This window comes from Bradyrhizobium tropiciagri (genome assembly GCF_018130545.1).
Lineage (GTDB): Bacteria > Pseudomonadota > Alphaproteobacteria > Rhizobiales > Xanthobacteraceae > Bradyrhizobium > Bradyrhizobium tropiciagri_A.
Genome location: NZ_JAFCKF010000002.1, coordinates 51,128 through 75,476, shown reverse-complemented (window position 1 = coordinate 75,476; position 24,349 = coordinate 51,128). Strand labels below are relative to the sequence as shown.

At 65.2% G+C, this 24,349-nt stretch carries 23 protein-coding genes; 11 read left to right on the top strand and 12 right to left on the bottom strand.

What is annotated here, in order from left to right:
- Window positions 1–205 precede the first annotated feature (205 nt).
- From JQ616_RS06880 to JQ616_RS06865, 4 genes are all read left to right on the top strand, one after another.
- Complete coding sequence (locus tag JQ616_RS06880) at window positions 206–673, top strand: RidA family protein (RefSeq protein ID WP_212013272.1); 468 nt, start codon at window positions 206–208, stop codon at window positions 671–673.
- Between the two features lie 3 nt (window positions 674–676).
- The gene (locus JQ616_RS06875) at window positions 677–1,429 is read left to right on the top strand and encodes a glycerophosphodiester phosphodiesterase family protein (RefSeq protein ID WP_212013271.1); all 753 of its coding nucleotides are present in this window, start codon (window positions 677–679) and stop codon (window positions 1,427–1,429) included.
- Between the two features lie 170 nt (window positions 1,430–1,599).
- On the top strand, window positions 1,600–2,850 hold the full coding sequence (locus JQ616_RS06870) for a GNAT family N-acetyltransferase (RefSeq protein WP_212013270.1): 1,251 nt from the start codon (window positions 1,600–1,602) through the stop codon (window positions 2,848–2,850).
- Window positions 2,851–2,904: 54 nt separating this feature from the next.
- Window positions 2,905–3,330, top strand: a complete 426-nt coding sequence (locus tag JQ616_RS06865; protein WP_212013269.1) for an HIT family protein — start codon at window positions 2,905–2,907, stop codon at window positions 3,328–3,330.
- 12 nt (window positions 3,331–3,342) lie between these two features.
- Here JQ616_RS06865 and tsaA read toward each other — a convergent pair whose 3' ends face one another.
- The 5 genes from tsaA to JQ616_RS06840 form a co-directional block, all read right to left on the bottom strand.
- Window positions 3,343–3,834, bottom strand: a complete 492-nt coding sequence (gene tsaA, locus JQ616_RS06860) for a tRNA (N6-threonylcarbamoyladenosine(37)-N6)-methyltransferase TrmO (RefSeq protein WP_074128941.1) — start codon at window positions 3,832–3,834, stop codon at window positions 3,343–3,345.
- A 3-nt stretch (window positions 3,835–3,837) separates the two neighbouring features.
- A complete protein-coding gene (locus JQ616_RS06855; protein ID WP_212013268.1) occupies window positions 3,838–4,815 on the bottom strand; it encodes a Bug family tripartite tricarboxylate transporter substrate binding protein in 978 nt (325 codons plus the stop codon).
- A gap of 61 nt (window positions 4,816–4,876) precedes the next feature.
- Window positions 4,877–5,221, bottom strand: coding sequence for an AzlD domain-containing protein (locus JQ616_RS06850; RefSeq protein ID WP_212013267.1), 345 nt, complete (start codon window positions 5,219–5,221; stop codon window positions 4,877–4,879).
- A complete protein-coding gene (locus JQ616_RS06845; RefSeq protein WP_212013266.1) occupies window positions 5,218–5,970 on the bottom strand; it encodes an AzlC family ABC transporter permease in 753 nt (250 codons plus the stop codon). Before JQ616_RS06845 ends, JQ616_RS06850 begins: the two co-directional genes overlap by 4 nt.
- Window positions 5,971–6,206: 236 nt before the next feature.
- Window positions 6,207–7,322, bottom strand: coding sequence for a lytic transglycosylase domain-containing protein (locus tag JQ616_RS06840; RefSeq protein ID WP_212013265.1), 1,116 nt, complete (start codon window positions 7,320–7,322; stop codon window positions 6,207–6,209).
- Window positions 7,323–7,414: 92 nt separating this feature from the next.
- On the opposite strand from JQ616_RS06840, the gene JQ616_RS06835 reads away from it, so the two are divergent.
- Window positions 7,415–8,344 carry a glycine/sarcosine/betaine reductase selenoprotein B family protein gene (locus JQ616_RS06835; RefSeq protein ID WP_212013264.1) on the top strand — a complete coding sequence of 310 codons (930 nt, stop codon included), beginning with the start codon at window positions 7,415–7,417 and terminating at the stop codon, window positions 8,342–8,344.
- A gap of 176 nt (window positions 8,345–8,520) precedes the next feature.
- On the opposite strand, the gene JQ616_RS06830 is transcribed toward JQ616_RS06835, so the two are convergent.
- Both JQ616_RS06830 and JQ616_RS06825 read right to left on the bottom strand, forming a co-directional pair.
- Window positions 8,521–9,552 carry a phenylacetaldoxime dehydratase family protein gene (locus JQ616_RS06830; protein ID WP_212013263.1) on the bottom strand — a complete coding sequence of 344 codons (1,032 nt, stop codon included), beginning with the start codon at window positions 9,550–9,552 and terminating at the stop codon, window positions 8,521–8,523.
- 26 nt (window positions 9,553–9,578) lie between these two features.
- Window positions 9,579–10,589 carry a carbon-nitrogen hydrolase family protein gene (locus JQ616_RS06825; RefSeq protein WP_212013262.1) on the bottom strand — a complete coding sequence of 337 codons (1,011 nt, stop codon included), beginning with the start codon at window positions 10,587–10,589 and terminating at the stop codon, window positions 9,579–9,581.
- A gap of 208 nt (window positions 10,590–10,797) precedes the next feature.
- Between JQ616_RS06825 and JQ616_RS06820 the strand changes: the two genes are divergently transcribed.
- The 3 genes from JQ616_RS06820 (at window position 10,798) to JQ616_RS06810 (ending at window position 13,905) form a co-directional block, all read left to right on the top strand.
- Complete coding sequence (locus tag JQ616_RS06820; protein ID WP_212013261.1) at window positions 10,798–11,754, top strand: helix-turn-helix domain-containing protein; 957 nt, start codon at window positions 10,798–10,800, stop codon at window positions 11,752–11,754.
- Window positions 11,755–11,980: 226 nt separating this feature from the next.
- Entirely contained in the window at window positions 11,981–12,334 is a 354-nt protein-coding gene (locus JQ616_RS06815; protein WP_212013260.1) for a PilZ domain-containing protein, read from the top strand.
- 149 nt (window positions 12,335–12,483) lie between these two features.
- The gene (locus JQ616_RS06810; RefSeq protein WP_212013259.1) at window positions 12,484–13,905 is read left to right on the top strand and encodes an MFS transporter; all 1,422 of its coding nucleotides are present in this window, start codon (window positions 12,484–12,486) and stop codon (window positions 13,903–13,905) included.
- An 84-nt stretch (window positions 13,906–13,989) separates the two neighbouring features.
- Here JQ616_RS06810 and clpA read toward each other — a convergent pair whose 3' ends face one another.
- Both clpA and clpS read right to left on the bottom strand, forming a co-directional pair.
- Window positions 13,990–16,398, bottom strand: coding sequence for an ATP-dependent Clp protease ATP-binding subunit ClpA (clpA, locus tag JQ616_RS06805; protein ID WP_212013258.1), 2,409 nt, complete (start codon window positions 16,396–16,398; stop codon window positions 13,990–13,992).
- A gap of 259 nt (window positions 16,399–16,657) precedes the next feature.
- On the bottom strand, window positions 16,658–16,990 hold the full coding sequence (clpS, locus tag JQ616_RS06800) for an ATP-dependent Clp protease adapter ClpS (RefSeq protein WP_106318898.1): 333 nt from the start codon (window positions 16,988–16,990) through the stop codon (window positions 16,658–16,660).
- A gap of 511 nt (window positions 16,991–17,501) precedes the next feature.
- Between clpS and JQ616_RS06795 the strand changes: the two genes are divergently transcribed.
- Window positions 17,502–19,403, top strand: a complete 1,902-nt coding sequence (locus JQ616_RS06795; RefSeq protein WP_212013257.1) for a TadE/TadG family type IV pilus assembly protein — start codon at window positions 17,502–17,504, stop codon at window positions 19,401–19,403.
- A gap of 70 nt (window positions 19,404–19,473) precedes the next feature.
- On the opposite strand, the gene JQ616_RS06790 is transcribed toward JQ616_RS06795, so the two are convergent.
- Window positions 19,474–19,812 carry a phasin family protein gene (locus JQ616_RS06790; protein ID WP_212013256.1) on the bottom strand — a complete coding sequence of 113 codons (339 nt, stop codon included), beginning with the start codon at window positions 19,810–19,812 and terminating at the stop codon, window positions 19,474–19,476.
- A 425-nt stretch (window positions 19,813–20,237) separates the two neighbouring features.
- On the opposite strand from JQ616_RS06790, the gene JQ616_RS06785 reads away from it, so the two are divergent.
- The gene (locus JQ616_RS06785; RefSeq protein WP_212013255.1) at window positions 20,238–22,022 is read left to right on the top strand and encodes a D-alanyl-D-alanine carboxypeptidase; all 1,785 of its coding nucleotides are present in this window, start codon (window positions 20,238–20,240) and stop codon (window positions 22,020–22,022) included.
- A gap of 252 nt (window positions 22,023–22,274) precedes the next feature.
- Here the strand turns inward: JQ616_RS06785 and JQ616_RS06780 are convergent, their stop codons facing one another.
- Window positions 22,275–22,994 (bottom strand): DnaJ domain-containing protein, encoded by a 720-nt coding sequence (locus tag JQ616_RS06780; RefSeq protein ID WP_212013254.1) that lies wholly within the window; start codon window positions 22,992–22,994, stop codon window positions 22,275–22,277.
- A gap of 129 nt (window positions 22,995–23,123) precedes the next feature.
- On the opposite strand from JQ616_RS06780, the gene JQ616_RS06775 reads away from it, so the two are divergent.
- Window positions 23,124–23,531, top strand: coding sequence for a DUF302 domain-containing protein (locus tag JQ616_RS06775; protein ID WP_212013252.1), 408 nt, complete (start codon window positions 23,124–23,126; stop codon window positions 23,529–23,531).
- A gap of 13 nt (window positions 23,532–23,544) precedes the next feature.
- Here the strand turns inward: JQ616_RS06775 and JQ616_RS06770 are convergent, their stop codons facing one another.
- On the bottom strand, window positions 23,545–24,285 hold the full coding sequence (locus JQ616_RS06770; protein WP_212013250.1) for a VWA domain-containing protein: 741 nt from the start codon (window positions 24,283–24,285) through the stop codon (window positions 23,545–23,547).
- Between the last annotated feature and the right edge of the window lie 64 nt (window positions 24,286–24,349).

The following is a 24,349-nucleotide window of genomic DNA, read 5'->3' as shown; positions in this document are numbered from 1 at the left end:
ACTGGGGCAAATTTTACAAAAAATCCATGTCGGCGCCGAAAGTGCCGCCCATTTCAGCAGCTTTCCCAGCGATTCCTCACCTCATGACCGCGCTGCCCTCACTCTAGCGTCGCTTGCAACCGGCGGCACGATGCGCGAAACAATCGAAACAAACTTGGCCCTGACCGCGTTTCAGGCTTCGTGCAATCCACTTGGGGGACAAAAAATGGCGGGTACCGTCGAACAAAAATTGGCGTCACAGGGCATCACACTTCCCGAGCCGACCTCCCCGGTCGCGAACTATGTCCCCTTCGTCCGCAGCGGCAACCTGCTGTTCGTCTCGGGTCAGGTCTGCTTCAACGCCGAAGGCAAGCTGATTGCCAAGGGCAAGCTCGGCGCGGGTGTCACGCTCGAGCAGGGCGTTGCTGCAGCGCAGGGCTGCGCGATCAATTTGCTGGCGCAGATCAAGGCCGCGCTCGGCGACCTCGACAAGGTCGTGCGCGTGGTGCGGCTCGGCGGCTTCATCAACTCCGCACCCGACTTCTTCGACGGACCGAAGGTCCTGAACGGCGCGTCCGACCTGATGGTTGCGGCATTCGGCGACAAGGGCCGCCATGCCCGCACCACCGTCGGCGTCGCCTCGCTGCCGGCGGATGCCGCGGTCGAGGTCGAAGGCGTGTTCGAAGTCTCCTGATCGATGCGCGCGCCTGATTGGCTGACGAAGCGGCCGGTCGCCCACCGCGGCCTGCATGATGCTGCACGTGGCGTCATCGAGAACATGCCGGCCGCGGCCAACGCCGCGGTTGCCGGCAATTTCGCGATCGAATGCGATATCCAGCTCACTGCCGACGGCGAGGCGATGGTGCATCACGACGACGCGCTCGGCCGCCTCACCGAGGGTTCGGGCCTGCTGGCGAGCAAGACCGTGGCCGAGCTCAAGGCGGTCAGGTTCAAGGACACCTCCGAGCAGATGATGACGCTCGGCGATCTCTGCGCGCTGGTCGCCGGCCGCGTTCCGCTGGTGGTCGAGGTGAAGAGCCATTTCGACGGCGACCGCAAACTGGTGCGGCGGATGGCCGAGGTGCTGTCGTCCTATTCCGGTCCGGTGGTCGGCATGTCCTTCGATCCCGACCAGGTGCTGGCGTTGCGCGAGATCATGCCGGACCTGCCGCGCGGCATCACGGCCCAGCGCACTTACGACGACGGCTATTGGGACAAGCTGACCCCGGCGCAGCGCGACGGCATGCTGTACCTGCGCCACGGTTTCAGGACTGAGCCGCATTTCGTGGCTTTCTGGGTCAACCAACTACCGGCGCCGGCGCCCTGGATCGCCCGCAATGTGTTCGGCTGCCCGCTGCTGGCCTGGACCGTACGCACGGCGGAACAGCGCGAGCGTGCGGCGCGTTTCGCCGACCAGATGATTTTCGAGGGGTTTGTGCCGGGAACCTGACATGCCGCCGGCAGTCTTGAACTCGTCGCTGCGACGCACGATCTTGGCAAGGGTTGGTTAGTCAAGCGTTGGTCGTCATCGGCGATGGCGGAATGCGGAGCATGATCCGGAAGTGGAGCCAGCTGTTCCGGAAAGATCATGCTCAAACGAGGCACCGGTCTTCATTCTCGATGGCGTCGTCTGAAATCACCCTAGAGGCTGTGGCTGACATCGGCGCCATTCCGGCGGCCGAATGGGACGCCTGCGCCAATCCCAAAGCGGACGCGGACAGCATCCACAACCTCGACACGCTGGCCTCGCCCGCGGTCACAGGTGATTGCCAGACCACCGCAGGTTCAAGCTATAACCCATTCGTTTCCCACGCATTTTTTGCCGCCGCCGAGGCCTCCAATTCGGCCTGCCCGCGGACCGGCTGGGGACCGCGGCATCTGATCGCTAAGCTGGATGGCAAGGTCGTCGGTGTCGTGCCCTGCTATCTGAAATCGCACTCGCAGGGCGAATACGTGTTCGACCGCGGCTGGGCCGAGGCCTATCACCGCGCCGGCGGCAGCTACTACCCGAAGCTGCAGGTCTCGGTCCCCTTCACGCCGGCGACCGGGCCGCGGCTCTTGATCCGCGGCGGCGTCGACCGCGAGGTGATCGGCTCCGCGCTGGCGCGGGGGCTGCGGGCGCTCTGCAACGCCACTGAGGCCTCCTCCGTGCACGTCACCTTTGCCCGCGAGGACGAGGCCAGGTTCCTTGGCGCGCACGGCTTCCTGCAGCGGACCGACCAGCAGTTCCACTGGCACAATCAGGGCTACAAGACCTTCGACGATTTCCTGGGATCGCTGAACTCGCGTCACCGCAAGGGCATCAAGCGCGAGCGCCGCGAGGCGCTTGCCGCCGGCATCACCATCCACTTGCTGACCGGCTCCGACATCACCGAGGACGCCTGGGACGCGTTCTTCGAGTTCTACATGGAGACCGGCTCGCGTAAATGGGGCCGTCCGTATCTGACCCGGGAGTTCTTCTCGCTGATCGGCGAAAGCATGGCCCGCGACGTGCTGCTTGTGATGGCCAAGCGTAACGGCCGTTGGATCGCGGGTGCGATCAACTTCATCGGCTCCGATACGTTGTTCGGCCGCAACTGGGGCGCGATCGAGCACCACCCGTTCCTGCATTTCGAAGTCTGCTACTACCAGGCGATCGATTTTGCGGTTCAGCGCGGGCTCAAGGTGGTCGAGGCCGGCGCGCAGGGCGAGCACAAGCTGGCGCGCGGCTACCTACCGCAAACCACCCACTCGGCGCATTTCATCGCCGATCCCGGGCTGCGCCGCGCGATCGCCGACTACCTCAAGCGCGAGCGCGATTATGTCGCCGAGGTCGGCCGCGAGCTCGCCGAGGCCGGCCCGTTCCGGAAGACCGTCGACGACGACGCTTGACGTTTCAGCCGCGACCGAGACATTAGCCTTCTAAAAGATCGAGGAGCCGCCGCCATGCCCGCCGCCTATGACAACAACAACCCCTTCGCAAAGATCCTGCGCGGCGAGTTTCCCTGCTACAAGGTCTATGAGAACGAGCACGTGCTCGCCTTCCTCGACATCATGCCGCGCTCGCCCGGGCATACGCTTGTCATCCCGAAAGCCCCTGCCCGCAACATCCTCGACATCACGCCCGACGACTACGCCCATGTCGCGCGCGCCGCGCACAAGATCGCGGCCGCCAGCATGAAGGCGTTCGAAGCCGACGGCATCACCGTGCAGCAATTCAACGAGCCAGCCGGCGGCCAGGTCGTTTTTCATCTCCACATGCACGTGATGCCGCGCAAGGACGGCGTGGCGCTGCTGCCGCCCGCCAGCCTCAGGGAAGACGGCAAGGTGCTGGAAGCGAATGCCGTGAAGCTGATTGCGGCGTTGAAGTAGACTCCACCGTCGTCATTCCGTCTCGAAATCTCCGGCCTGCGGCGGTGCCAACGGAGTGAATTCGCAGCGGTCGGGCTTGACGTCGATCAGCGGTGTCTCGTCGAGGCAGTCGAGGCCGCGCACCAGGATGACATTGCCCTCGACGCCGACCAGCTTGACGATCGAGGTCCCGATCGGGTTCGGCCGCACCGGCGAGCGCAGCGAGAAGGTGCCGCGGGTGTTGCCGTTGTTCTTCGGGCTTTGCAGCACGATGTCGCGGCGAGACTGGTGCAGCCAGTACAGCACTTCGAGATTTGAATAGAAATCGACACCCTTGATCGCGGCGACCCACGGCTCGAAGATCTCGAGCCGGCACACCGGGCCGTCATGCCGCCCCTGCCGCGGTGTCGCCAGCCGCGAGGTCCAGGGCGTGCGGATGCGGCCGATGAACACGAGCCCCGCGTCACGCGCCGTCGGCATGTCGACAGCGACCTCGCCCTGGCGCAATTCCATTTCACGTACCATGTGTCAATCCAGCGATATGTTCAGCGCCTTGACCACGCCCGCCCATCGCGCGCGATCGGTATCCACGAACTTGTCGATCTCGGCCTGGCTCTTCGCGTGCAATGGCGGAAAACCGATCTTGACCAGCGAAGCGCGGAACGCCTCGTCGTTCAAGGCCCGGTCGAGGCTCGCCTTGATCTTGCCGGCGATCTCGTCAGGCACTTTCGACGGCGCTGCAATACCATACCAGACGCTGACCGCATAATCGGGATAGCCGCTCTCGGCGATCGTCGGCAGGTCGGGCAAATCAGGGATGCGCTCGGTCGAACTGACGCCGAGCGCGCGCAACATGCCTGACTTGACCGGCGGCAGCGCGGTGCCGAGCGTGTCGAACATCAGCTGGATATTGCCCGACAGCAAATCCTGCAGCGCGGGTCCGGCGCCCTTGTAGGGCACATGGGTCATCTCGACGCCGGCCATCTGCTTGAACATCTCCCCGGCGAGGTGAACCGTGCCGCCGGTGCCGGCCGATCCGAAATTGAGTTTGCCTGGATTCTTCTTGGCGTAGGCGACGAACTCCGCGATCGTCTTTGCGGGTACCGACGGATTCACCTCCATGATCATCGGCGCGTCCGTGATGACAGACAGCAGGCGAAAATCCCTGGCGGGATCGTAGGGCAACTTCTTGTAGAGCAGCGGATTGAGCACGAAGATCGAGGCCGCGGTCACGAACAGCGTGTAGCCGTCGGGATCGGAGCGCGCCACCGCCTCGGCGCCGATCGCGCCCTGCGCGCCGGCCTTGTTCTCGACCACGACCACCTGCTTGAGATCGCGCCCGAGATATTCGCCGACGATGCGGCCGAGCACGTCGGTCGGCCCGCCTGCGGCATAGGGCACCACGAGCTTGATCGGCCGTGTCGGATAGTCGGCGGCACGCGCGGGCACCGCCGCCAGCAACGCCGTCAGAGCAACAATGAATAGCGATGATGCGCGCCGCCGCATGCCGTTTCCCCGTTGTCTTGTTCTTGGGGAGCGAGAGTAACGGATAATGCAGTCGCCGCAATCAGCCGAGCCAGTATTTGCCGCCGAGCATGACGATTTCGCCAGCAATCACGCCAGCGAAGATCGATTTCCGCGCCAGCATGAACACGATGAAACCCGCGGCGACGGCGCCGTAGCGCAGCCAGTCCGGCACGCTGGCGAGCGCGCCCGGCGGCTGCACCACGATCTGCGCGATGATGCCGGCGAGGATCGCGGTGGCGACCGCCCTCACCCAGACCAGCAGCTCGGAATTCTCATCGATGCCGCCGCCGAACCACAGGCCGAGCATGCGCCAGATCTGGTTCGGGATGACGCCTGCCACGAACAGGATCGCGAGCGCGTGCCAGTCACCGATGAAGCCAGTCATGCGCGCGCCCTCACCACGCCCGCCCTCGCCCGGTGCACACCATAGGCAATGGTTCCCGCGACCACGCCGCTGACCAGGATGTCGACCCCGCTGTTCAGCAGCGCGGCCAGCGGAAACAGCAACAGCCCGAGCACCAGCGCGATGACATCGGCGAGCTCGCGACAGTTGCGCGCGGTGGAGAACAGGAACGCCAGCGGCGTCAGCATCAGCATGCCGGCGGCGAACAACGGTGTGAGGTTGGCCGCGAGCGCATAACCGATCGTGTTGGCGATCAGGCAGACCGAGACCAGCCCCAGGCCGAGCCCATGGATGAAGACGATCCGCCGGTTGCGCGGCACTTGCGGCAGGAAGCGGTAGCATTCGACCCACAGCGTCACGGCCGTGAGATGCGCCACCAGGATCAGATGCCGCCGCTTGGTGTCCTCGGTACGCATCAGCGGCAGCACCGACACCACCATCGGAAACAGCCTGATCGCGCTGACGGTGACTGCGATCGCCGCTTGCAGCACAGTGGCGCCGGAGCCGAGCGTCGTGATCACGATGATCTGCGCGGGCCCCGCCCAGACGAATGCCGTGCTCGCCAGGGTCCAGCCCAGCGAGAAGCCGCTATCATGCGCCAGCGCGCCGATGCCGAGATAGGTCGCAAACAGCACCAGCGTGAGCACCGTCGCGCCAATCGACCGCGCGCCCCACAGGAAGGCGCGGAACGAGGTCTGCCATTGCGGAGAATCGAGCGGAGGAAGCGCCACGGTGGAACCAGATGGTTTTGCAATCGCGGCGGCTTAGGGCGCGGTGCTCAACGGGTCAAGCAAGTGGCTGCACAGGTCCGGTATGCGACGGCGACAGCCCCGACCGTCATTGCGAGCGCAGCGAAGCAATCCATTGCTCCCTTGCTCGGACAGATGGATTGCTTCGTCGCTTCAGTGCAAAATTGCCCCGCAACTTTGTCACGAGCTCTTCGCAATGACGTGGAGAGGTCCGTGCTTCACGCCCGGTTCTTCAGCACGAAGCACGCGCCGCCGGCCTTGCGGATGCGGTTGCACAGGCCGTCGGCCTCGGGGCGCGTGTCGGCGCCGATGCGCACCTGGTAGAAGGTCGCGCTGCCGCGCGTGCGCAGCCGCGAGCCGAGCAGGCTCGGATCCTGATCGCCGATCACGCTCGACAGCCGCTTCATGGCACGTGCGTACATCGCCAGCGCCTTGTCGCGGCTGAAGCCTGCGGCAAGCTGCACGCCCCACACCTTCGCCGCCGACAGCGTGATGTGCTGCTCGAGGCCCGCGACGAACGGGTTGGGTGCACGCTTCAGCAGCGCCATCAGCTCGCGGCAACTCTTGGCCGGCGGACGCTCCGGCATCTTGCCGTTGTTGCGGGCGGCAGCGGCCCAGTCGTCAACGCTGGAGCCTGTGATCGCGGAGACATAGTTGCGCGTCTCCTGCGGCATGTATCCCGTGCCGGCGAGCCAGTCCTGGATCCGGCGCGGACCAGCATTATAGGCCGCCGCCGCGAGGCCGAGATTGCCGAACTGGTTGCGCAGCTCGCTGAGGAATTCGGCCGACTTCGGCAGCGCCTGGACGGGATTGAAGGGATCGAGCAGCCCGCGCTCGTTGGCGGTGCCGGGCATGAACTGCGCGATGCCCTGCGCGCGCTGGCCGCTCCGGGTCATGGGACCGACGGCATCGGACTGGAAGCGGCTCTCCTGCCAGATCACGCGCGCGAAGAATTCGAGCGGCAGATCGTTGGCCCGCGCCGCCGACTCGATCATCAGGCACATCGCCTCGCGGGTGTCGCTCTCGCGTGCGTCGTCCGCTGGCTTGTCGGTTGCCGCCGCAGGCTTCTCGGCGGGCGCCGCAGGCGCGTCTGCCGGAGGTGCCGCAGGCTTCTCCGCCGAGGGCGCGGACTGCTCGCCCGGCGGTGGCGCAGGCTGCTCCGCCGGCGCTGGTTTCTCGGCAGGCGTGGCGGGCTTGTCCGCAGGTGCCGCCGCGGGCTGCCCGGCGCTGGGCGACGTTGCCGGGGCTGCGGCAGGCGGATCCTCTGCGCCGGCGCCGGCCGGCAACACCAGCAACAAAAGCGTGATCCATGCGGCGCAACGACCTGTTCGCATCGCAAATCTGTTCCCGCGCAGCGGCGGCTTGACACCGCAAGCTCGTGGTCTAGCTATGGACTGAAATGATGGCGCGCAAAAGGGAGCGCAAAATGGCCGCAGCCTCGGACGATCAAACCGGCTTTGCCCCCGACGACGATGCCCCGATCGGCTACATGAAGCGGACCCGCGACTATTACGCGGCGATCGGCTACACCACCCCCTACCGCTGGGCCCATTACACCTCCGCCCCGTTCCAGCCGCTCAGGAAGCCGCTGAACCAGTCCCGCGTCGCCCTCATCACGACGGCGGCGCCGTTCGATCCCGCCAAGGGCGACCAGGGTCCCGGCGCCAAATACAATGGCGGAGCCAAGTTCTATTCGGTCTATGACGGCGACACCTCCCAGCCGCACGATCTGCGGATTTCGCACATCGCCTATGACCGCACCCACACCACCGCGACCGACAGCGGCACCTGGTTCCCGCTGGCGCAACTCAAGCGCCTCGCCGCGGCCGGCACGATCGGCGAAGTCGCGCCGCGCTTCTTCGGCGCCCCGACCAACCGCAGCCATCGCGTCACGATCGAGACCGACGCCCCCGAAATCCTCAAGCGCTGCCGCGACGACATGGTCGACGCCGCGGTGCTGGTGCCGAACTGTCCGGTCTGCCATCAGACTGTCAGCCTGGTGGCGCGGCATCTCGAGGCCAACGGCATCCCGACCGTCGTGATGGGTTGCGCCAAGGATATCGTCGAACACGCCGCCGTGCCGCGCTTCCTGTTCTCGGATTTCCCACTCGGCAACTCCGCCGGCAAGCCACACGACGAGGCCTCGCAGGCGTTCACGCTGGAGCTCGCCCTGCGCGTGCTGGAATCCGCGCCCGGTCCGCAGACCACGGTGCAGTCGCCGCTGCGCTGGAGCGAGGACGCCTCCTGGAAGCGCGACTACAGCAATGCCGATGCGCTCAGCGCCGAGGAGCTGGCGCGCCTGCGCCGCGAGTTCGACGCGCAGAAGGAGGTCGCCAAGGGCCTCCGCGTCGCGTAACAGCGGGCGTTAGATCTCGGCGATAGGCACGAGCGCTTATCCAACTCACGGTGTCATCGTCCGGCTCGACTGGGCGATCCAGTATTCCAGAGACACCAGTCAGTCGCGGAGAAGCCGCGGCGTACTGGGTCCCCCGGCCAAGCCGGGGGACGACAAGTGGTGCAAGGTGGTGATGCTCACTGCACCGCGCCCAACATCCCCGTCCGGTCGTGGCAGCCGAGATATTCGAAGAATTGCTCGTCGGCGGCGGCGACCGTGACCTCGTGATACAGCCGGAGCTTTGCGTTCGGTCCGAGCGTCGACAGATACTTCATCGCCGCGCCGAAGATCCTGACATGGGTCGGGTGTGATTCCGCCCAGCGCTCCAGGGCCGCGAGGCTCTTCCACCAGCTCTGACCGTAGGACTTTTCCGTCGGTCTTCCCTCCGCATCGACGACACGCATATAGCGGTTGGCGTAGCAGCCGATCGGCACGCCCTCGTCACGCAGGAAATCCATGCCCTCGCGCAACACCGGCTCGACATCGTCGAGATACATCTTGCGTTCGGATGCTTCGGTGTCGCTCCAGTCCTGGCCGGAGCGGATCAGGCAGAGATTGTCATGCGCCACGACGCGGATCCTCGCGCCGTCGCGGATCACACGCGGCTCGCCGCCCGGCGACATCGCGTCGGTCTGCGACAGCGGGATGCGGTCGCGCATGCCGCCCCAATAGGCGTGCTCCTGCACCTCACCGCTCATGCCGTCGGCGAGCACGGCGACGCCCTCCGGCCGGCCGAGCGACGAGAACAGCGTTTCGTAGCGCGCAACATGCGGCCGCAGCACCTCGATGAAACGGCCGACGCCATCGCTGGCGCTGCCGCCGGTCCAGGCCTCGCGTGCGCCCTCGAACCAGGCGTCGAAACGCCCGGCATCGTCCCAATAGGCAACCGAGACCACATTGGTGAACCCGGCCTGGTCGACATATTGCGCGCGGTCCCAATGCGTTGGGCCGTTCTCGCCGGCAAAACGCCCAGCGATCTGCGCCAGCGCCTCGGCCACCGCGGCGGTCGGCTCGCCACGAAGCTGCACGCCGAAATAGGCCATGATCACGCTCGCAACCGCGGGCTTGTGGCGCGCGACGAAGGACGGATAAGGCGGCGCGTAATCGTCGGGCACGCGACGATGACGGGAGCGCGCCGTTTGCAGGTGAGATGGAATTGCGGATTCCATGGCAATCGCCTCCGGTTGGAGGTCGGTCAGTTCGCGGCCGCGTCAACCTCCTCGAAACTGTCGAGCGGCAGCGCAAAATGCTCGACGCGCTTCGAGGGCTTCTTGTTCAAGAGCAGGCGCGTGACGTCCGGCCGCGAATAATGCCCGGCGGGATCGGCGGCATTCTTGGCGATCCCGATCGCGCCGAGGTCGATATCGGCGAGCAGCAGGCCTTCCTGTTCGGGCGGCAGCTTCTCGGCGATCGAGCTGCCGTCCGGCCCGTAGATCGCGGCGTGTCCGCCGCCGACATGCAGCAGCGCATGCTTGTCGTCGCGGTCGCACATCTCGTCGACCATCGCCTGCGAGACCGTGGCGCAGGGCGCCAGCACGAAGCACGAGCCTTCGACCGCATAGACGCGCGAGGCCGCGTTGTTGACCTCCCAGCCGAGCGCCGGCGCGAATGGATCGTACAGCGAGAAGCTCGGCCAGGCCGCGACATGGACCTGCTCGTTCTGGGCATACATCGCGTATTTCGACAGTGGCTGCAGGTGCTCCCAGCAGCACAGCGCGCCGAGCCGGCCGATGCCGGGACGGTCATGCACCGCAAGGTCGCTGCCGTCGCCCTCGCCATAGACCGTGCGCTCGGCATGGGTCGGCCGCAGCTTGCGCCGCTTGGCGATGGTCTCGCCGTCAGGCCCGATCAGCCATTGCGCGAGGTAGAGGCTGCCGCCCTCGCGCTCGGACAGGCCGAGCACCGCGGTCATTCCAGCCTTCTTCACCGCGAGCCGCAGCTTCTCAGCCTGCGGACTGTCATAGCTCAGCGAATTATCGAAATAGCGCTGCACGAAGCCACGCCCGATCGCCCAGGCCGGCGAGTCCAGCCAGATATACCAGGGATAGCCGGGGATGAAGGCCTCGGGGAACGCGATCAGTTTTGCCCCTTTGGAGGCCGCCTCCTCGATCAGGGAAATGCTCTTGGCGATGGAGGCGTCGAGATCGAGCCAGGCAGGCGCCGCCTGCACCACCGCAACGCGATATTTCGGATGTTCGATGCCCATGATGTCCTCCTCGTGACCGGCCGCTCCGGCCGGTTCGGTCTTGATCGGCCGCAGCCGCTTCTGACATCATGCTGCCTTGGGACCGGGGACGCCGTTCGACCAGGACGGAAGGAAAATTCGACTGCGGAGGAGATTCCCCCGGCCGTCACCGGTACGAAGCTTGCTTTGTTTGCGTGGCCAGCGTTTGCACTCGTGAAGGGAGGAAATCATGCCGGCCCTGTTCACCACGGAAGACGCGCCCACGCACCGGCGCCTCGCGCTCTGGCGGGACATCGTCTGCGACGTGTTCGTGCAGCTCGACTGCAAGTCCGATCTCGGCAGCGCCTTCCACGGCGCCATCACCAGCGCGCAACTCGGCACGGTGAAATGCTCGGTCGTGTCGTCGGGCCGGCAGCGCGTGCTGCGCACGCCATCACGGATCGCGCGCACCAGCGAGGACTTCGTGCTGGTCGCGCTCGGCCAGCGCGGCGCCGGCGCCGTGCTGCAGGACGGCCGCGAGACCGTGATCCAGCCCGGCGAGTTCGCGTTCTACGACACCACGCGCCCCTACGAATTGCGCTTCAACGACGACTTCACCCAAACCATCTTCCAGGTGCCGCGCGCAATGCTGCACCGGCGCTTTGCTGGCACCCAGGGCCTCACCGCGACGACGTTCGCATCGGATCGCCCGGTGCAGCGGCTGGCCTTTCAGTTCATCTCGGGGCTCTCCGAGATCGCCGACCGGCTCGATCCCGACAATGCGATCCGCCTCGCCGATCAGGCCGCCGACTTGCTGGCGATGGCGATGAGCGAGCGGCTCGGCGGCGCCGCGCTGCCGGCCTCGACCCATCGCTCTGCCCTGCTGTACCGGCTGAAGGCGCATGTGCTGGCGCATCTGCCGAACCCCGAGCTTGGCCTCGCTGAAACCGCCGCCGCGCTCGGCATCTCGCCTCGCTACGTCAACAGCCTTTTGGCCGACGAGGACACCTCGTTCCAGCGCTTCGTGCTGGCGCAGCGGCTGGAGCGCTGCAAGCGCGACCTCGCCTCGCCGGCACACGCCCATCGCCATATCGGCGAGATCGCGTTCGCCTGGGGCTTTAACGATCTCTCGCATTTCGGCCGCGTGTTCCGCGAGCATTACGGCCTGTCGCCGCGCGATTGGCGACATAGCCGGCTGCCGAACTAAAGCGCTGTCGAGCGAAGCGGATACCGGCTCGCGTTGACAGGACGCGTCAAAGCAAGAATCCCGTTCCAAAGGGGCTTTGCGTGTGCCTCGCGGCGCAAAATAGCCGGGAATCCAGACCTTCACGGATGCAAACAATTTACACTAACTGCAACGGTTTTCCCCGGCACCCTTCTTTTCGCGGACGCCGACCGGTACAGTCCTGCCGTTAATTTAAGGAGGATTTCCCATGCAGGACCGGCGCCAGAGCGTTCGCGACAAGGTGTTTTACGGTGCGGTTGCGGAGATCAATGACCGTGGCTCGACGATGGATTGCGTCGTCCGCAATATCAGTGAAGGCGGCGCGTGCGTTGAATTCGGTGATGCCGCGCCCCTGCCCGAAGAGATGAATCTGAGCATCGCCCGCAAGGGCCGCTCGTTCCTGGCCCGCCTGATCTGGCGCCAGGCCAACAAGGTCGGCCTCGCCTTCCGGATCATGACCTCGGACACGCCCGTCAGCGATCTCGACGAGCGGGTCCGCCGCAGCGAGATCAAGAAGCGGCAGCTGCAGCAGCGCATCAAGGAACTGCTCGGCCAAGGCTAACGATCGAGGCTAACATCGAGGCTGAACCGCCGCACCGCGCCCGCCCTCGTTTTGATCGCGGCCGGCATCCGGCATTCGGGGTTGCAAAGGCCCGGCTAATCCAGCATGCGGTAGACCCGCAACGCAGGAACCGAGGGCCACTCCACGACATGTCGTCCGCGATCATTGAGCATCCCGATGGGCTGCCGCAGCCGCAGCGCAATTGGGCCATTCTCACGATCGCACTCGGCCTCGTGATGGCCGTCGTCGACGGCTCGATTGCCAATGTCGCGCTGCCGACCATTGCCCGGGATCTTGACGCCAGCCCCGCCTTCTCGATCTGGATCGTCAACGGCTATCAGCTCGCGATCACGATCTCGCTGCTGCCGCTGGCCTCGCTCGGCGAGATCATCGGCTATCGCCGGGTCTATCTGGCCGGGCTGCTGCTGTTCACGCTGGCCTCGCTGTTCTGCGCGCTGGCGCACACGCTGCCACTGCTGACGATCGCCCGCATCCTGCAAGGCTTTGGCGCCGCCGGGATCCTCAGCGTCAACACCGCGCTGGTCCGCTTCATTTATCCGCATTCGCTGCTCGGCCGCGGCATCGGCGTCAATGCACTGGTGGTCGCGATCTCGGCCGCGGTCGGCCCGACCATCGCCTCGTTCATCCTAGCGGTCGGGACCTGGCCCTATCTGTTCGCCATCAACGTCCCGCTCGGCATCGTGACGCTGGCCTTGGGCTGGCGCTTCCTGCCGCACACCAGGCCCGCCGTGCACGCCTTCGACTGGCAGAGCGCCGGCATGAGCGCCATCGCATTCGGCTTCGGCATCAGCGCGATCGACAGCGCCGGCCATGGCGAGGCGCTCTATGTCTGTGCATTGGAGTTCGCTGTCGCTGTGGTCGCCTCGCATCTGCTGTATCGGCGGCAGCAGCATCTGCCCTCGCCGCTGCTGCCGGTCGACCTCTTGCGGATTCCGATCTTCGCACTCTCGATCGGCACCTCGATCGCCTCGTTCTGCGGCCAGATGCTGGCCTTCGTCGCGATGCCGTTCTATCTCGAAAACCATTTCGGATATTCGGCGGTGCAGATCGGCCTCTTGATCACGCCATGGCCGATCGCGGTCGCGTTCGCCGCACCGATCGCCGGCTGGCTGGTTGAACGCTATCCGGCCGGCCTGCTCGGCGGCGTCGGCCTGCTGATTTTCGCGACAGGACTGGGCTCGTTGGCATTGATGCCGGCCAACGCTGCGCCGATCGACGTGATCTGGCGCATGGCGCTCGCCGGCGTCGGCTTCGGCCTGTTCCAGACCCCGAACAACCGCACCATGATCGCCGCCGCCCCGCGCGAGCGCTCCGGCGGCGCCAGCGGCATGCTCGGCACTGCCCGCCTGCTCGGACAGACCATCGGCGCCGCCCTGGTGGCGATGCTATTGGCGCGCTATCCGGCCGACGGCACGCGAATCTCGCTGATGGTCGGCGTCGGCTTTGCCGTCGCGGGTGCCGTGCTCAGCACGCTGCGGCTGTCTTCGGCCGGCAGCCGCGGCGCCGACCAGGTGCGGGTCCATGAGGGCCAGCGGCTCAAGGGCGAGTGACGCCGCGAGGCGACGCTCTGCATCAACAAAAACAAAAAGGCCGGCTATGCAGCCGGCCTTTTCATTTAATTGCTTGCTCGCGCCTCAGGCCTTGACCATCGGCCCCTTGGAGACCGGCCCCTTGGTGCCGCCTCCACCGCCGTTGTTGGGGCCACCCTTCGGCGGCTTACGCTTGCGCGGCGGCAGGCTCTCGGGCTTCGGCGTAACCGGGCCCTCGACATATTCGAAGCCGATCTTGTCCTTGGCGGCAGCCTCGTCCTTGACCAGCACGACGCGGACGTGTCCGCCGCCCTTGAGGTGGCCAAACAGCACCTCATCCGCGAGCGGCTTCTTGATGTGCTCCTGGATGATGCGCGCCATCGGACGTGCGCCCATCTGCTCGTCATAGCCGTGCTCGATCAGCCAGGCCTTGGCGGGCTCGGACAGCTCGATCGTGACGTCGCGGTCGGCGAGTTGCGCCTCCAGCTGCAGCACGAACTTCTCGACCACCATGCCGATCACCTCGGCATTGAGATGCGCGAAGGAGACGATCGCATCCAGCCGGTTGCGGAACTCCGGCGCGAACTGGCGATTGATGGCCTCGTGATCGTCGCCCTCCCGCTTCGAGCGGGTGAAGCCGAAGGCCTGCCGCGCAAGGTCGGCAGCGCCCGCATTCGTGGTCATGATCAGGATCACGTTGCGGAAGTTGACCTGCTTGCCGTTGTGGTCGGTGAGCCGGCCATGGTCCATGATCTGCAGCAGCACGTTGTAGAGATCCGGATGCGCCTTCTCGATTTCGTCGAGCAGCACCACGCAATGCGGATGCTGGTCCACACCATCGGTGAGCAGGCCGCCCTGGTCGAATCCGACATAGCCGGGAGGCGCGCCGATCAGGCGCGACACGGTGTGCCGCTCCATGTATTCGGACATGTCGAAGCGCAACAGCTCGACACCAAGCGACGCCGCCAGTTGCTTGGCCACTTCGGTCTTGCCGACACCGGTCGGACCCGAGAACAGATAGCTGCCGATCGGCTTCTCCGGCTCGCGCAAGCCGGCACGCGCCAGCTTGATCGACGCCGCCAGCGACTCGATCGCCTTGTCCTGACCGAACACCGTGCGCTTCAGGGTCTGCTCGAGATGCTTGAGCACCTCGGCATCGTCCTTCGACACGCTCTTCGGCGGGATCCGCGCCATGGTCGCGATCGTGGTCTCGATCTCCTTGATGCCGATCGTCTTCTTGCGCTTGCTCTCGGCGACCAGCATCTGCGCCGCACCGGACTCGTCGATCACATCGATCGCCTTGTCGGGCAACTTCCGGTCGTGGATGTAGCGCGACGACAGCTGCACCGCCGCCTCGATCGCCTCATTGGTGTATTTCAGCCGATGGTAATCCTCGAAATAGGGCTTGAGGCCCTTGAGGATCGCGATCGCGTCTTCCACCGTCGGCTCGTTGACGTCGATCTTCTGGAAGCGCCGCACCAGCGCGCGGTCCTTCTCGAAGTGCTGACGGTATTCCTTGTAGGTGGTCGAGCCCATGCAGCGGATGGTGCCCGAAGCCAGCGCAGGCTTCAGCAGATTGGATGCATCCATCGCGCCGCCGGAGGTGGCGCCGGCGCCGATCACGGTGTGGATCTCGTCAATGAACAGGATCGCGTTCGGATGCGCCTCCAGCTCCTTCAGGACCTGCTTCAGCCGCTCCTCGAAATCGCCGCGGTATCGGGTGCCGGCGAGCAGCGTGCCCATGTCGAGCGAGAACACGGTGGCGGCCGCCAACACCTCCGGCACATCGCTGTCGACGATGCGCTTGGCGAGGCCCTCGGCGATCGCGGTCTTGCCGACGCCGGCTTCGCCGACGAACAGCGGGTTGTTCTTCTGGCGGCGGCACAGCACCTGGATCGCACGGTTGATCTCGGCATTGCGGCCGATCACCGGATCGATCTTGCCGTCACGCGCCTTCTTGTTGAGGTTGACGCAATAGGTCTCGAGCGCTTCGCCCTTCTTCTTGGCGTCCTCGTTGCCCTTGGTCTCGGTCTCCTCGTCGACGCCGCGCACCGGCCGCGCCTCGGAGACGCCGGGCCGCTTGGCGATGCCGTGGCTGATGTAGTTCACCGCGTCGTAGCGCGTCATGTCCTGCTCCTGCAGGAAATACGCGGCGTGGCTCTCGCGCTCGGCGAAGATCGCGATCAGGACGTTGGCGCCGGTCACTTCCTCGCGACCGGATGACTGGACGTGAATCACCGCGCGCTGGATCACGCGCTGGAACCCGGCGGTCGGCTTCGCGTCGTCGGCGCCGTCCGTCACCAGGTTTTCGAATTCGGTCTCGAGATAATTGACGAGGCTGGTCCTGAGCTTGTCGAGATCGACGCTGCAGGCCCGCATCACCGCCGCCGCATCCGAGTCGTCGATCAGCGACAGCAGCAGATGTTCGAGCGTCGCGTACTGATGGTGACGCTCGTTCGCGATCGCCAATGCACGGTGCAACGATTGTTCAAGGCTTTGAGAAAAAGTTGGCATTCGCGTCCTCTATGGCCCCCGGCCATCATGATCGCCATTACCGGGTCAGGCAATAACAACCTTCGTGATCGCCATTGATATAGTTACGACGGATCGTGGCGAAAGACCGGTCCCGCGATGATGGTTTTCTTCTAAATTCCGGGCGTCTCGACGCCGCGCGGGCGCGCTCCGTGTTCGTACGGGAACGCCGTTCGCCACCATCACAAAACGCGATGCAAGACCCGTTCCGCCACGCGGCGCAGTAAATCGTTCCCGCGAACTACTTCTTTTCCATCACACATTGCAGTGGATGCTGATGCTTGCGCGCGAAATCCATGACTTGCGTCACCTTGGTCTCGGCGATCTCATAGGTAAAAACGCCGCACTCGCCGATCCCGTGATGGTGAACATGCAGCATAATCTTGGTCGCCGCCTCGGCGTCCTTGTTGAAGAACCGCTCCAGCACGTGAACGACGAACTCCATCGGCGTGTAGTCGTCGTTCAGGATCAGGACACGATACAGGTTCGGCCGCTTGGTCTTCGGCTTGACCTTGGTGATGACCGATGTCGACGGGCCACTCCCCGCCCCGTTGCGGTTGTCATCATTGCTCATTGTCGGCGCCGGCAAGGCTGGCACCGCCGGCATGGACGAAACCGGCTCGGAGATCAGGGCTGTCAACGTGGATCGCAACATGGCTCAGGCGTTCGAATTCCCCAAGGGAGGCCGGCGGGAAACCGGTTAGCGATTGGAAGGTGGTCGCGATGGCCGCAAGGCTTACCGCGGAACCCCCAGCAATGCTTTCCAGATTGCCGCTCCCGGTTCGATCCGGCGGCCGGATCGCTCTCCAAATATGGGCCTCACGAGGCCCTGCCGCAAGCACCGACCCGCCGCGGCCCACCGGTCCGATTCCCGGTGCGGCAACCCGCGGAAGGTTAATCAGTTCTGCCTGATTTGACAAAGGAGTCGGGCATCCAATTTAGAGGGCATTCAGGATAGCCAGCGCTTTTGCCACACTTTTCATCGTCTGCCGGGCAAGCCGCCGGGTTTCCCCGGCCCGATTCACCAACTGTTTAGCCGCACGCGTAGAAATGATGGCGCCATCAATAATTTCGATGAGAGCGTCATGCTGGGTTCAGCCATTTTCAATCGCGGCCGCGCGGCTGCCCGCCGGTTTTCCAAGGCAAAGGACGGCAATGTTGCCGTCATCTTCACCCTCGCGATTCTGCCGATTTTCGCCTTCATTGGCGCAGCGATCGACTATACGCGCGCCAACAACGCCCGCACCGCGATGCAGTCGGCGCTCGATTCGGCCGCGCTGATGCTGTCCAAGGACCTGACCATGGGCAACATCACGGCCGCGCAAATCCCGAGCAAGGCGCAGAGCTATTTCAGCGCCCTCTATACCAACAAGGACGGCCAGGGCATTTCCGTCTCGGCCACCTATACGACCCCGACCTCGAGCGCGGCGGCGACCATTTTGCTCGGCGGAACCGGCTTCATCAAATCCGATTTCATGCAGCTTGCCGGGTTTCCGACGCTGAACTTCAGCAGCTCGTCGACCACCACCTGGGGCAACGTCAAGATGCGCGTCGCGCTCGCCCTCGATAATACCGGCTCGATGAGCCAGAACGGCAAGATTACCGCGTTGCGAAACGCGGTGGCCGGAACCGGCGGCCTGATCGACCAGCTCAGCGCGCTGAGCAAGAACAACGGCGACGTCTACATCTCCGTCATCCCGTTCGCCAAGGTCGTCAACCTCGGCGCCAGCAACTATACCCAGAACTACATCGACTGGACCGACTGGCTCAATCCTCCGACCGCGCAGCCCAACAACGGCAGCATGGGGACGGGCAGCCAGAGCTTGCAGGCGACGCTGCCGATGAACTGGCACGCGGTTGGCCCCGGCGCGAGGTGCCCGTGGACCAACAGCAACGGCGGCTTTACCTGCACGAAGGGCCCGACCAACTCGTCCAACACGACCTACATCCCCTCGAGCGGGACCTACTCGGGCTACATCTGCCCGAGCGTCGACTACAATTCGCACAGCCTCTACAATGGCTGCTGGGTCAGCACCTCGGTCGGCACCGGCGTCTTCTGCACCGGCTCGAGCTCGTGCTCCTGCCCCACTGACTCCACGGGCGGCGCTGTGAGCGGCTGCAGTTGCAGCACCAAGAACGGCGTCTATTCGTGCAGTGGCAAGCTGTATACCCACGACTGGACACAGCCGGGCCCCAACGACACCGTGGACAACAAGAACCAGCCCCGGGTCACCGCCGTCGTCGGCTGGACCAACAACCAATGGACTTCGACCAACCAGACGCCAACCGTCGTGAACAACTGGCAGCAGCCCTCCACCAACCCGATCAGCACATGGACCGGCTGCATCACCGACCGCACCCAGCCAAACGATGCGAACGGCGTCCTGCCGGCGACGTCTGACATCACCACGATGTTCCCGGCCAACGAGTACTATGAAAACAGCACGGCCTACTGCAACAGCAGCGTCTCGACGCCGCTCGGACCGATCATTCCGCTGAGCTACAATTGGAGCGCGCTCAAGACGGCAGTCAACGCCATGCAGCCCACCGGCGGTACCGACCAGTCGGTCGGCCTTGCCTGGGCGTGGCAATCCCTTCTGGTGGGTGGTCCGCTGAACGCGCCGGCGGAGGACTCCAACACCACCTACAACCGGGTCATCATCATTCTTTCCGACGGTCTGAACACCGAGGACCGCTGGCCGGTCTACGGCGACGGCAGCAGCCAGGCGTCCGGCAATCCGATCGATGCACGGCAGGCCCTGCAGTGCCAGAATCTACAGGCCGCGAAGGATTCCAATGGCGCGCCGATGTACACGATCTACGCCATCCAGGTGAACACGAGCACGCCCGCCGATCCGACCTCGACCGTGCTGCAGAACTGCGCCAGCAGCCCCGACAAGTTCTACATGCTGACCAGCTCGACCCAGATCCTGACGACGTTCAACACGATCGGGACTGCGCTCAGCAAGCTGCGGCTGGCGAAATAACCGCCCGCTTCAGGCACAACAAAAAAGCCCGGCCGAACGGCCGGGCTTTCGTTTGTTTTGTCGGCGACGCTTACTGAGCAGCGGGCGCGAACTTGGAGACCAGGCCCTCATAGGGCTTGAAGGTCTGCTTGGCGCAGTCGCTGTAGAGACCGGCGATCTTCTGCGACTCCGAGACGAAGGTCTCGTAGGACGAGCGCAGGTATTCGGTCTGCGCCTCGAGCGCCTTGTCCAGCGACTTCACGCCCGACAGCTTCTCGACGAACGACTTGGTGTCCTCGAAGGACTTCTTGGCGTAGTCGCCGTAGGCGGTGGCGATCGCCTGGACGCCGCTCTGCAGGTTGTTCGCGGACGCGGTGACCGACTCGAAATGCTCTTTGCCGTAGCTCTGAATGTCTTCGATCTTGACCATGGATGGAATTCCTTTTCCCAGACTTTGAAGGCGCAAATTCCCATTGCCGGGAAGCTTCCCGGCCCCCTGACAACGATTGAAATATCGCATCGCACAATAAAGTCAACAAATATTGTGCGTCGCACAACGGTGTTTGCCCGAATCCTGAGCATTTGCGATAAACCCCGGGGGACTACGCAACGGTTGCTTAATCTTTTGGAAACTCGAGCCGCCTAACCTGATTCCCGGACTTTGTTCGCCTTCCGACACACAGCCTTGAAAGCTGTTTGTGAACAACACCTTAGCTAGAAGAGCGACCTGAGCCGCCACCAGGGCCGATTGTTCTGTCCGACGTGGTCTGTTGCGCAGGCAAGGATCGATGGCCGCCGGGCACAATTTCGCCTCACGAGCCAGTGATCTAGATAGAAATTGGGACGGGGAAGTAGATGCTTCGAACAACCTTGGCTTCCTCGCGGGCGCTGCGAGTTGGCGTTCTTGGGCTCATCACCGTCACGACGGCGATCCTGATCACCAGTGACAGCGCCGAGGCGCGCCGCCACCGGCGCCACACCGCCCGCCACCATCACAGCGAGGAAGCGCGCGAAAGCTACAGCCCGCAATTCGCGACGATCATCGTCGACGGCAACACGGGCTCGGTGCTGACCGCAAACAGTCCCGACGGCCTGCGCCATCCCGCCTCGCTCACCAAGATCATGACGCTCTATCTGCTGTTCGAGCGCCTCGAGTCCGGCAAGATCAAGCTCGATACCGAGATGCCGGTTTCCGAGCATGCATCTGAGCAGGATCCAACCAAGCTCGGCTTGCGTCCCGGCCAGACCATCAGGGTCGAAGATGCCATCAAGGGCCTCGTCACCCGCTCCGCCAACGACGCCGCAGTCGTGATCGCCGAGGCGATCGGCGGCAGCGAAGACGATTTTGCGCGGATGATGACCCGCAAGGCCCGAGCGCTCGGCATGAGCCGGACGGTCTATCGCAACGCCTCCGGACTGCCCAATGACGAGCAGGTCACGACGGCGCGCGATCAGTCGACGCTCGGCCGCGCCATCCAGGATCGCTTCCCGCGCTATTATCGCTACTTCTCGACGACGGCGTTCAATTTCCGCGGCCACACCATCACCGGCCACAATCACCTGCTCGGCAGCGTCGAGGGCGTCGACGGCATCAAGACCGGCTACACCCGCGCTTCCGGATTCAACCTGGTGACCTCGATCCACCGCGGCAACCGCTTCCTGGTCGGCGTGGTGCTCGGCGGCCGCAGCGGCGGCTCGCGCGATGCCATCATGCGCAACCTGCTCGCCGAGAACATCGGCAAGGGCGCGACCAACCGCACCGTCGCCGCGATCACCGAGCGCAACCCGGCCGATGCCAATGTCGAGGTTGCCGATGCGGACGACGCACGCGCAGCGGCGGAGACCACGCCGGTTGCAGCGTCCGAGCCCGCCCCGACCCCCATGCCGGCGCCGCGCCCGGCCAGCAAGCCCTCGCTGATGGCGGCAGCAGCAGCCGCCCTGCCGCCGCCCCCGGCCAAGCCGGAGCCGCAGGCCAAGCCCGAACCGGCGCCGCTGACCTCGGGCGTGATCCAGACCCAGCAGCTCGCCGCAATCCCCGGTTCGGCTGAACCGATGAAGCCGGTCAAGGTGAAGACCGTGCAGGTCAAGGCAGGCCAGGTCAGGCTCGCGGCCGCAGGCCCGGCGCAGTCGGCGCCGCCGATCACCAGCGCGATCCCGTCGCGTGGCGAGGTCCCCGAGACCTCCAATGCGATGATGGCCCGCGCCGCCGAGACCTCACGGCCCGAGATGCCGCCTCAGCCGGCCAATTTCGGCACCGGCAACGGCATCCTCGGCGTGCTGCCGGCCTCCTCCGTCCAGGCGCCCCCGGCCCCGCAAGCGGTGGCGTCGATCGAACCCGCCACCCGCAGCCTGCAGGCGGCCCCGCAGAGCAGCGCCGTCAAGCCGGGCGCCGCGCATACCGGCTGGATCATCCAGGTCGGCGCGCTGGAGTCCGAAGGCGAAGCCAACAAGCGCATCGACCTCGCGCGCAGCTCGGCCCGCGGCCTGCTCAGCAGGGCCGATCCCTTCACCGAAGTCGTCGCCAAGGACAATCGCAAGCTCTACCGGGCGCGCTTTGCCGGTCTGGAGCGCGATCAGGCCGAAGCGGCCTGCAAGACGCTAAAGCGCGCCGAGATCTCCTGCATCACCGTACGCAACTGATCGGCGCTGTCTGCTGATTTCAAAGGGCCGGCGCCGCAAGCGCCGGCCCTTTTGCTTTGCCGGCGGCGTTGCATGGCCGACACGAACGTCCGCCCGATGTGCTCGCGGCGCCGTTATGAAAACTTCTCGTCAAGATTTTACGGTTAAGTTTTCCCGAAAGAACGATCGGCCACGCCGGACAGCGGCGGGCCAGACGGGGCATCAATCAGAAACGGAAGGCAGCTCTCGGCTGTGGCGTTGGTAGCGTCGGAGTTAGAGATGCGTGCGAAGCAGAGTATCCTTGGCCTCGTTCACACGGGCCGCGAGGTACGTCGAGCCCCCTTGGTCGGGATGGAGTTTCTTCATCAGGGTGCGGTGAGCCCGGCCGATGTCGTCACGCGACGCTCCCGGCTGCAGGCCAAGGATCTGGTAGGCCTCCTCATCAGTCATTTTTCCACTCGGCGCCGCGCGGCTCTGCCGCCCTGCCCGGTCGCCCTGTGCGTCCTGACGCCAGGCGGGAAAACGGCGGTCCAGATAGCTTTCAAGTAACGCGACGCTTTCGGCATCGAAGCTCGGGACCATCGCCAGCAGCTGCGCGAGGTCGAACTCGTCGAGCATGCGGCCGGCCTGCGGCCCGGCCACGATCTGGCCCTTGAGCACGCCGCTGCCGTGATCGAGGCTCATATCGAGATATTGCGAGCGCACCCGCGAGCTTTGTCCGGGGCTGCGCGAGCCGCCGAACATGCCGCCGAGATTGGGAAAGCCGGTGCTGCCGAACGGCGACCAGCCGAGCAGTCCGGCGCCGAAGATGCCGAGCGGGATTGCCACCGCCAGCTCGCCCCGCACGCCGGTGAAGGCCGCGACGGCCAGCGCGAGCACCCCGCCGCCGATCTTGATCGCGCGCGCAAGCACGGCAGGATTGGCCGCACGAAACATCTGCAGCGCGGAATAAAGGACGACAACGGCGACGACGCCGGCAATCAGGGTTGGCATGCGCGGAATATAATCGGCCCTGCGACAAAAAGCATGCGAAGCTTCGTCTCACCGGAGCGTGAAGCGCTGCCGCGTGGCGGCGGTCCCTGCGATTGAGTAGTTTGCGGCAACCGCGCTGGAGGAAGCTTGATGACGATAGACGGACTGATCAGTCTCCGCAGCAATGCCGGGCCGAAGCAAACCGCCGACCGGCTCAAGGCCGAACTTCAGGCCAGCGGGCTGACCCTGTTTGCGCAGATCGATCACGCCGCGGGCGCCGCCGGCGCCGGCCTTGCGCTCCGCCCGACCGAGGTCTTCCTGTTTGGCAATGCCAAGGGCGGCACGCCGCTGATGCAGGCTGCGCAAACGATCGGGATCGATCTGCCGCTCAAGGCGCTGGTGTGGCAGGACGAAGCCGGCGACTGCTGGTTCTCCTACAATGACCCGGCCTGGCTCGCCGCGCGCCACGGCGTGGCGGAAGCAACCAAACAGGTGACCGCCAACATGTCCACGCTGCTCGGCGCAATTGCGAAAGCCGCAACGTCAGGCAAAGCCTGACGCGACGCAGGCGCTATTTCATCTGACCGATCAACCGCGCTGCGCTGCTCGTCGTCTTTGCCAATTGCAGCAGCGCCTCACGGCCGCCGGCGGCATAGGCTGCGGCGGCACGCAGCAATTCGCGAAGCTGCGCGGCCGCACCGGGATCGAACCTGCACCATGCGCCGCCGGTCAGCCGCGCGATCTCGCGAAACGTCCGCTCGGCCGTCGCGTCCGCGCCTTCCTGGAACATGAAGACCGGCACCTTGAGCAGGCCGAGCTCGCCGGCCTTGGCGCAGAGTTCGTCGGCGTTCTCCTCCATTGCGTCGCCCACGAACACCAGGGCGCGCACGCCCGAGGCGACCGCCTCGCGGCGCGTCTCCGACAGCACCTTGCCGATCTGGGTATTGCCGCCCTGGCAATCGATCTTGCTCATCAGCCGCGCGAGCTGCGCGCTGTCGGAGATCCAGCCCGTGGCGCGGCACTCATGAAAGCCGCGGTAGTAGACGAGACGAATATCGAGGCTGCCGAGCGCGCCGGCCTCGCGGAACATGTCGGCCTGCAGCGTGCAGGCCATGTCCCATGTCGGCTGGCGGCTCATCGTGGCGTCGAGCGCGAACACCAGCCGGCCGCGCGCGCCAGCGCGATGCGGCGACATTGCCCGCGCTTTCGCCACGAAGGCGGCGATGTCGTTCGCGCTCGATGTCGGCACGCCAGGCGCATCGGCCGGGCGCACATCGTTTCCGGATGTCGGTTTGATCGTCTTGCCGGCCATCAGCGTTTGCCTCGTACAGCAAACACTATGTGGGCCGCCGCATCGGATTGGTCAACGTGAACGG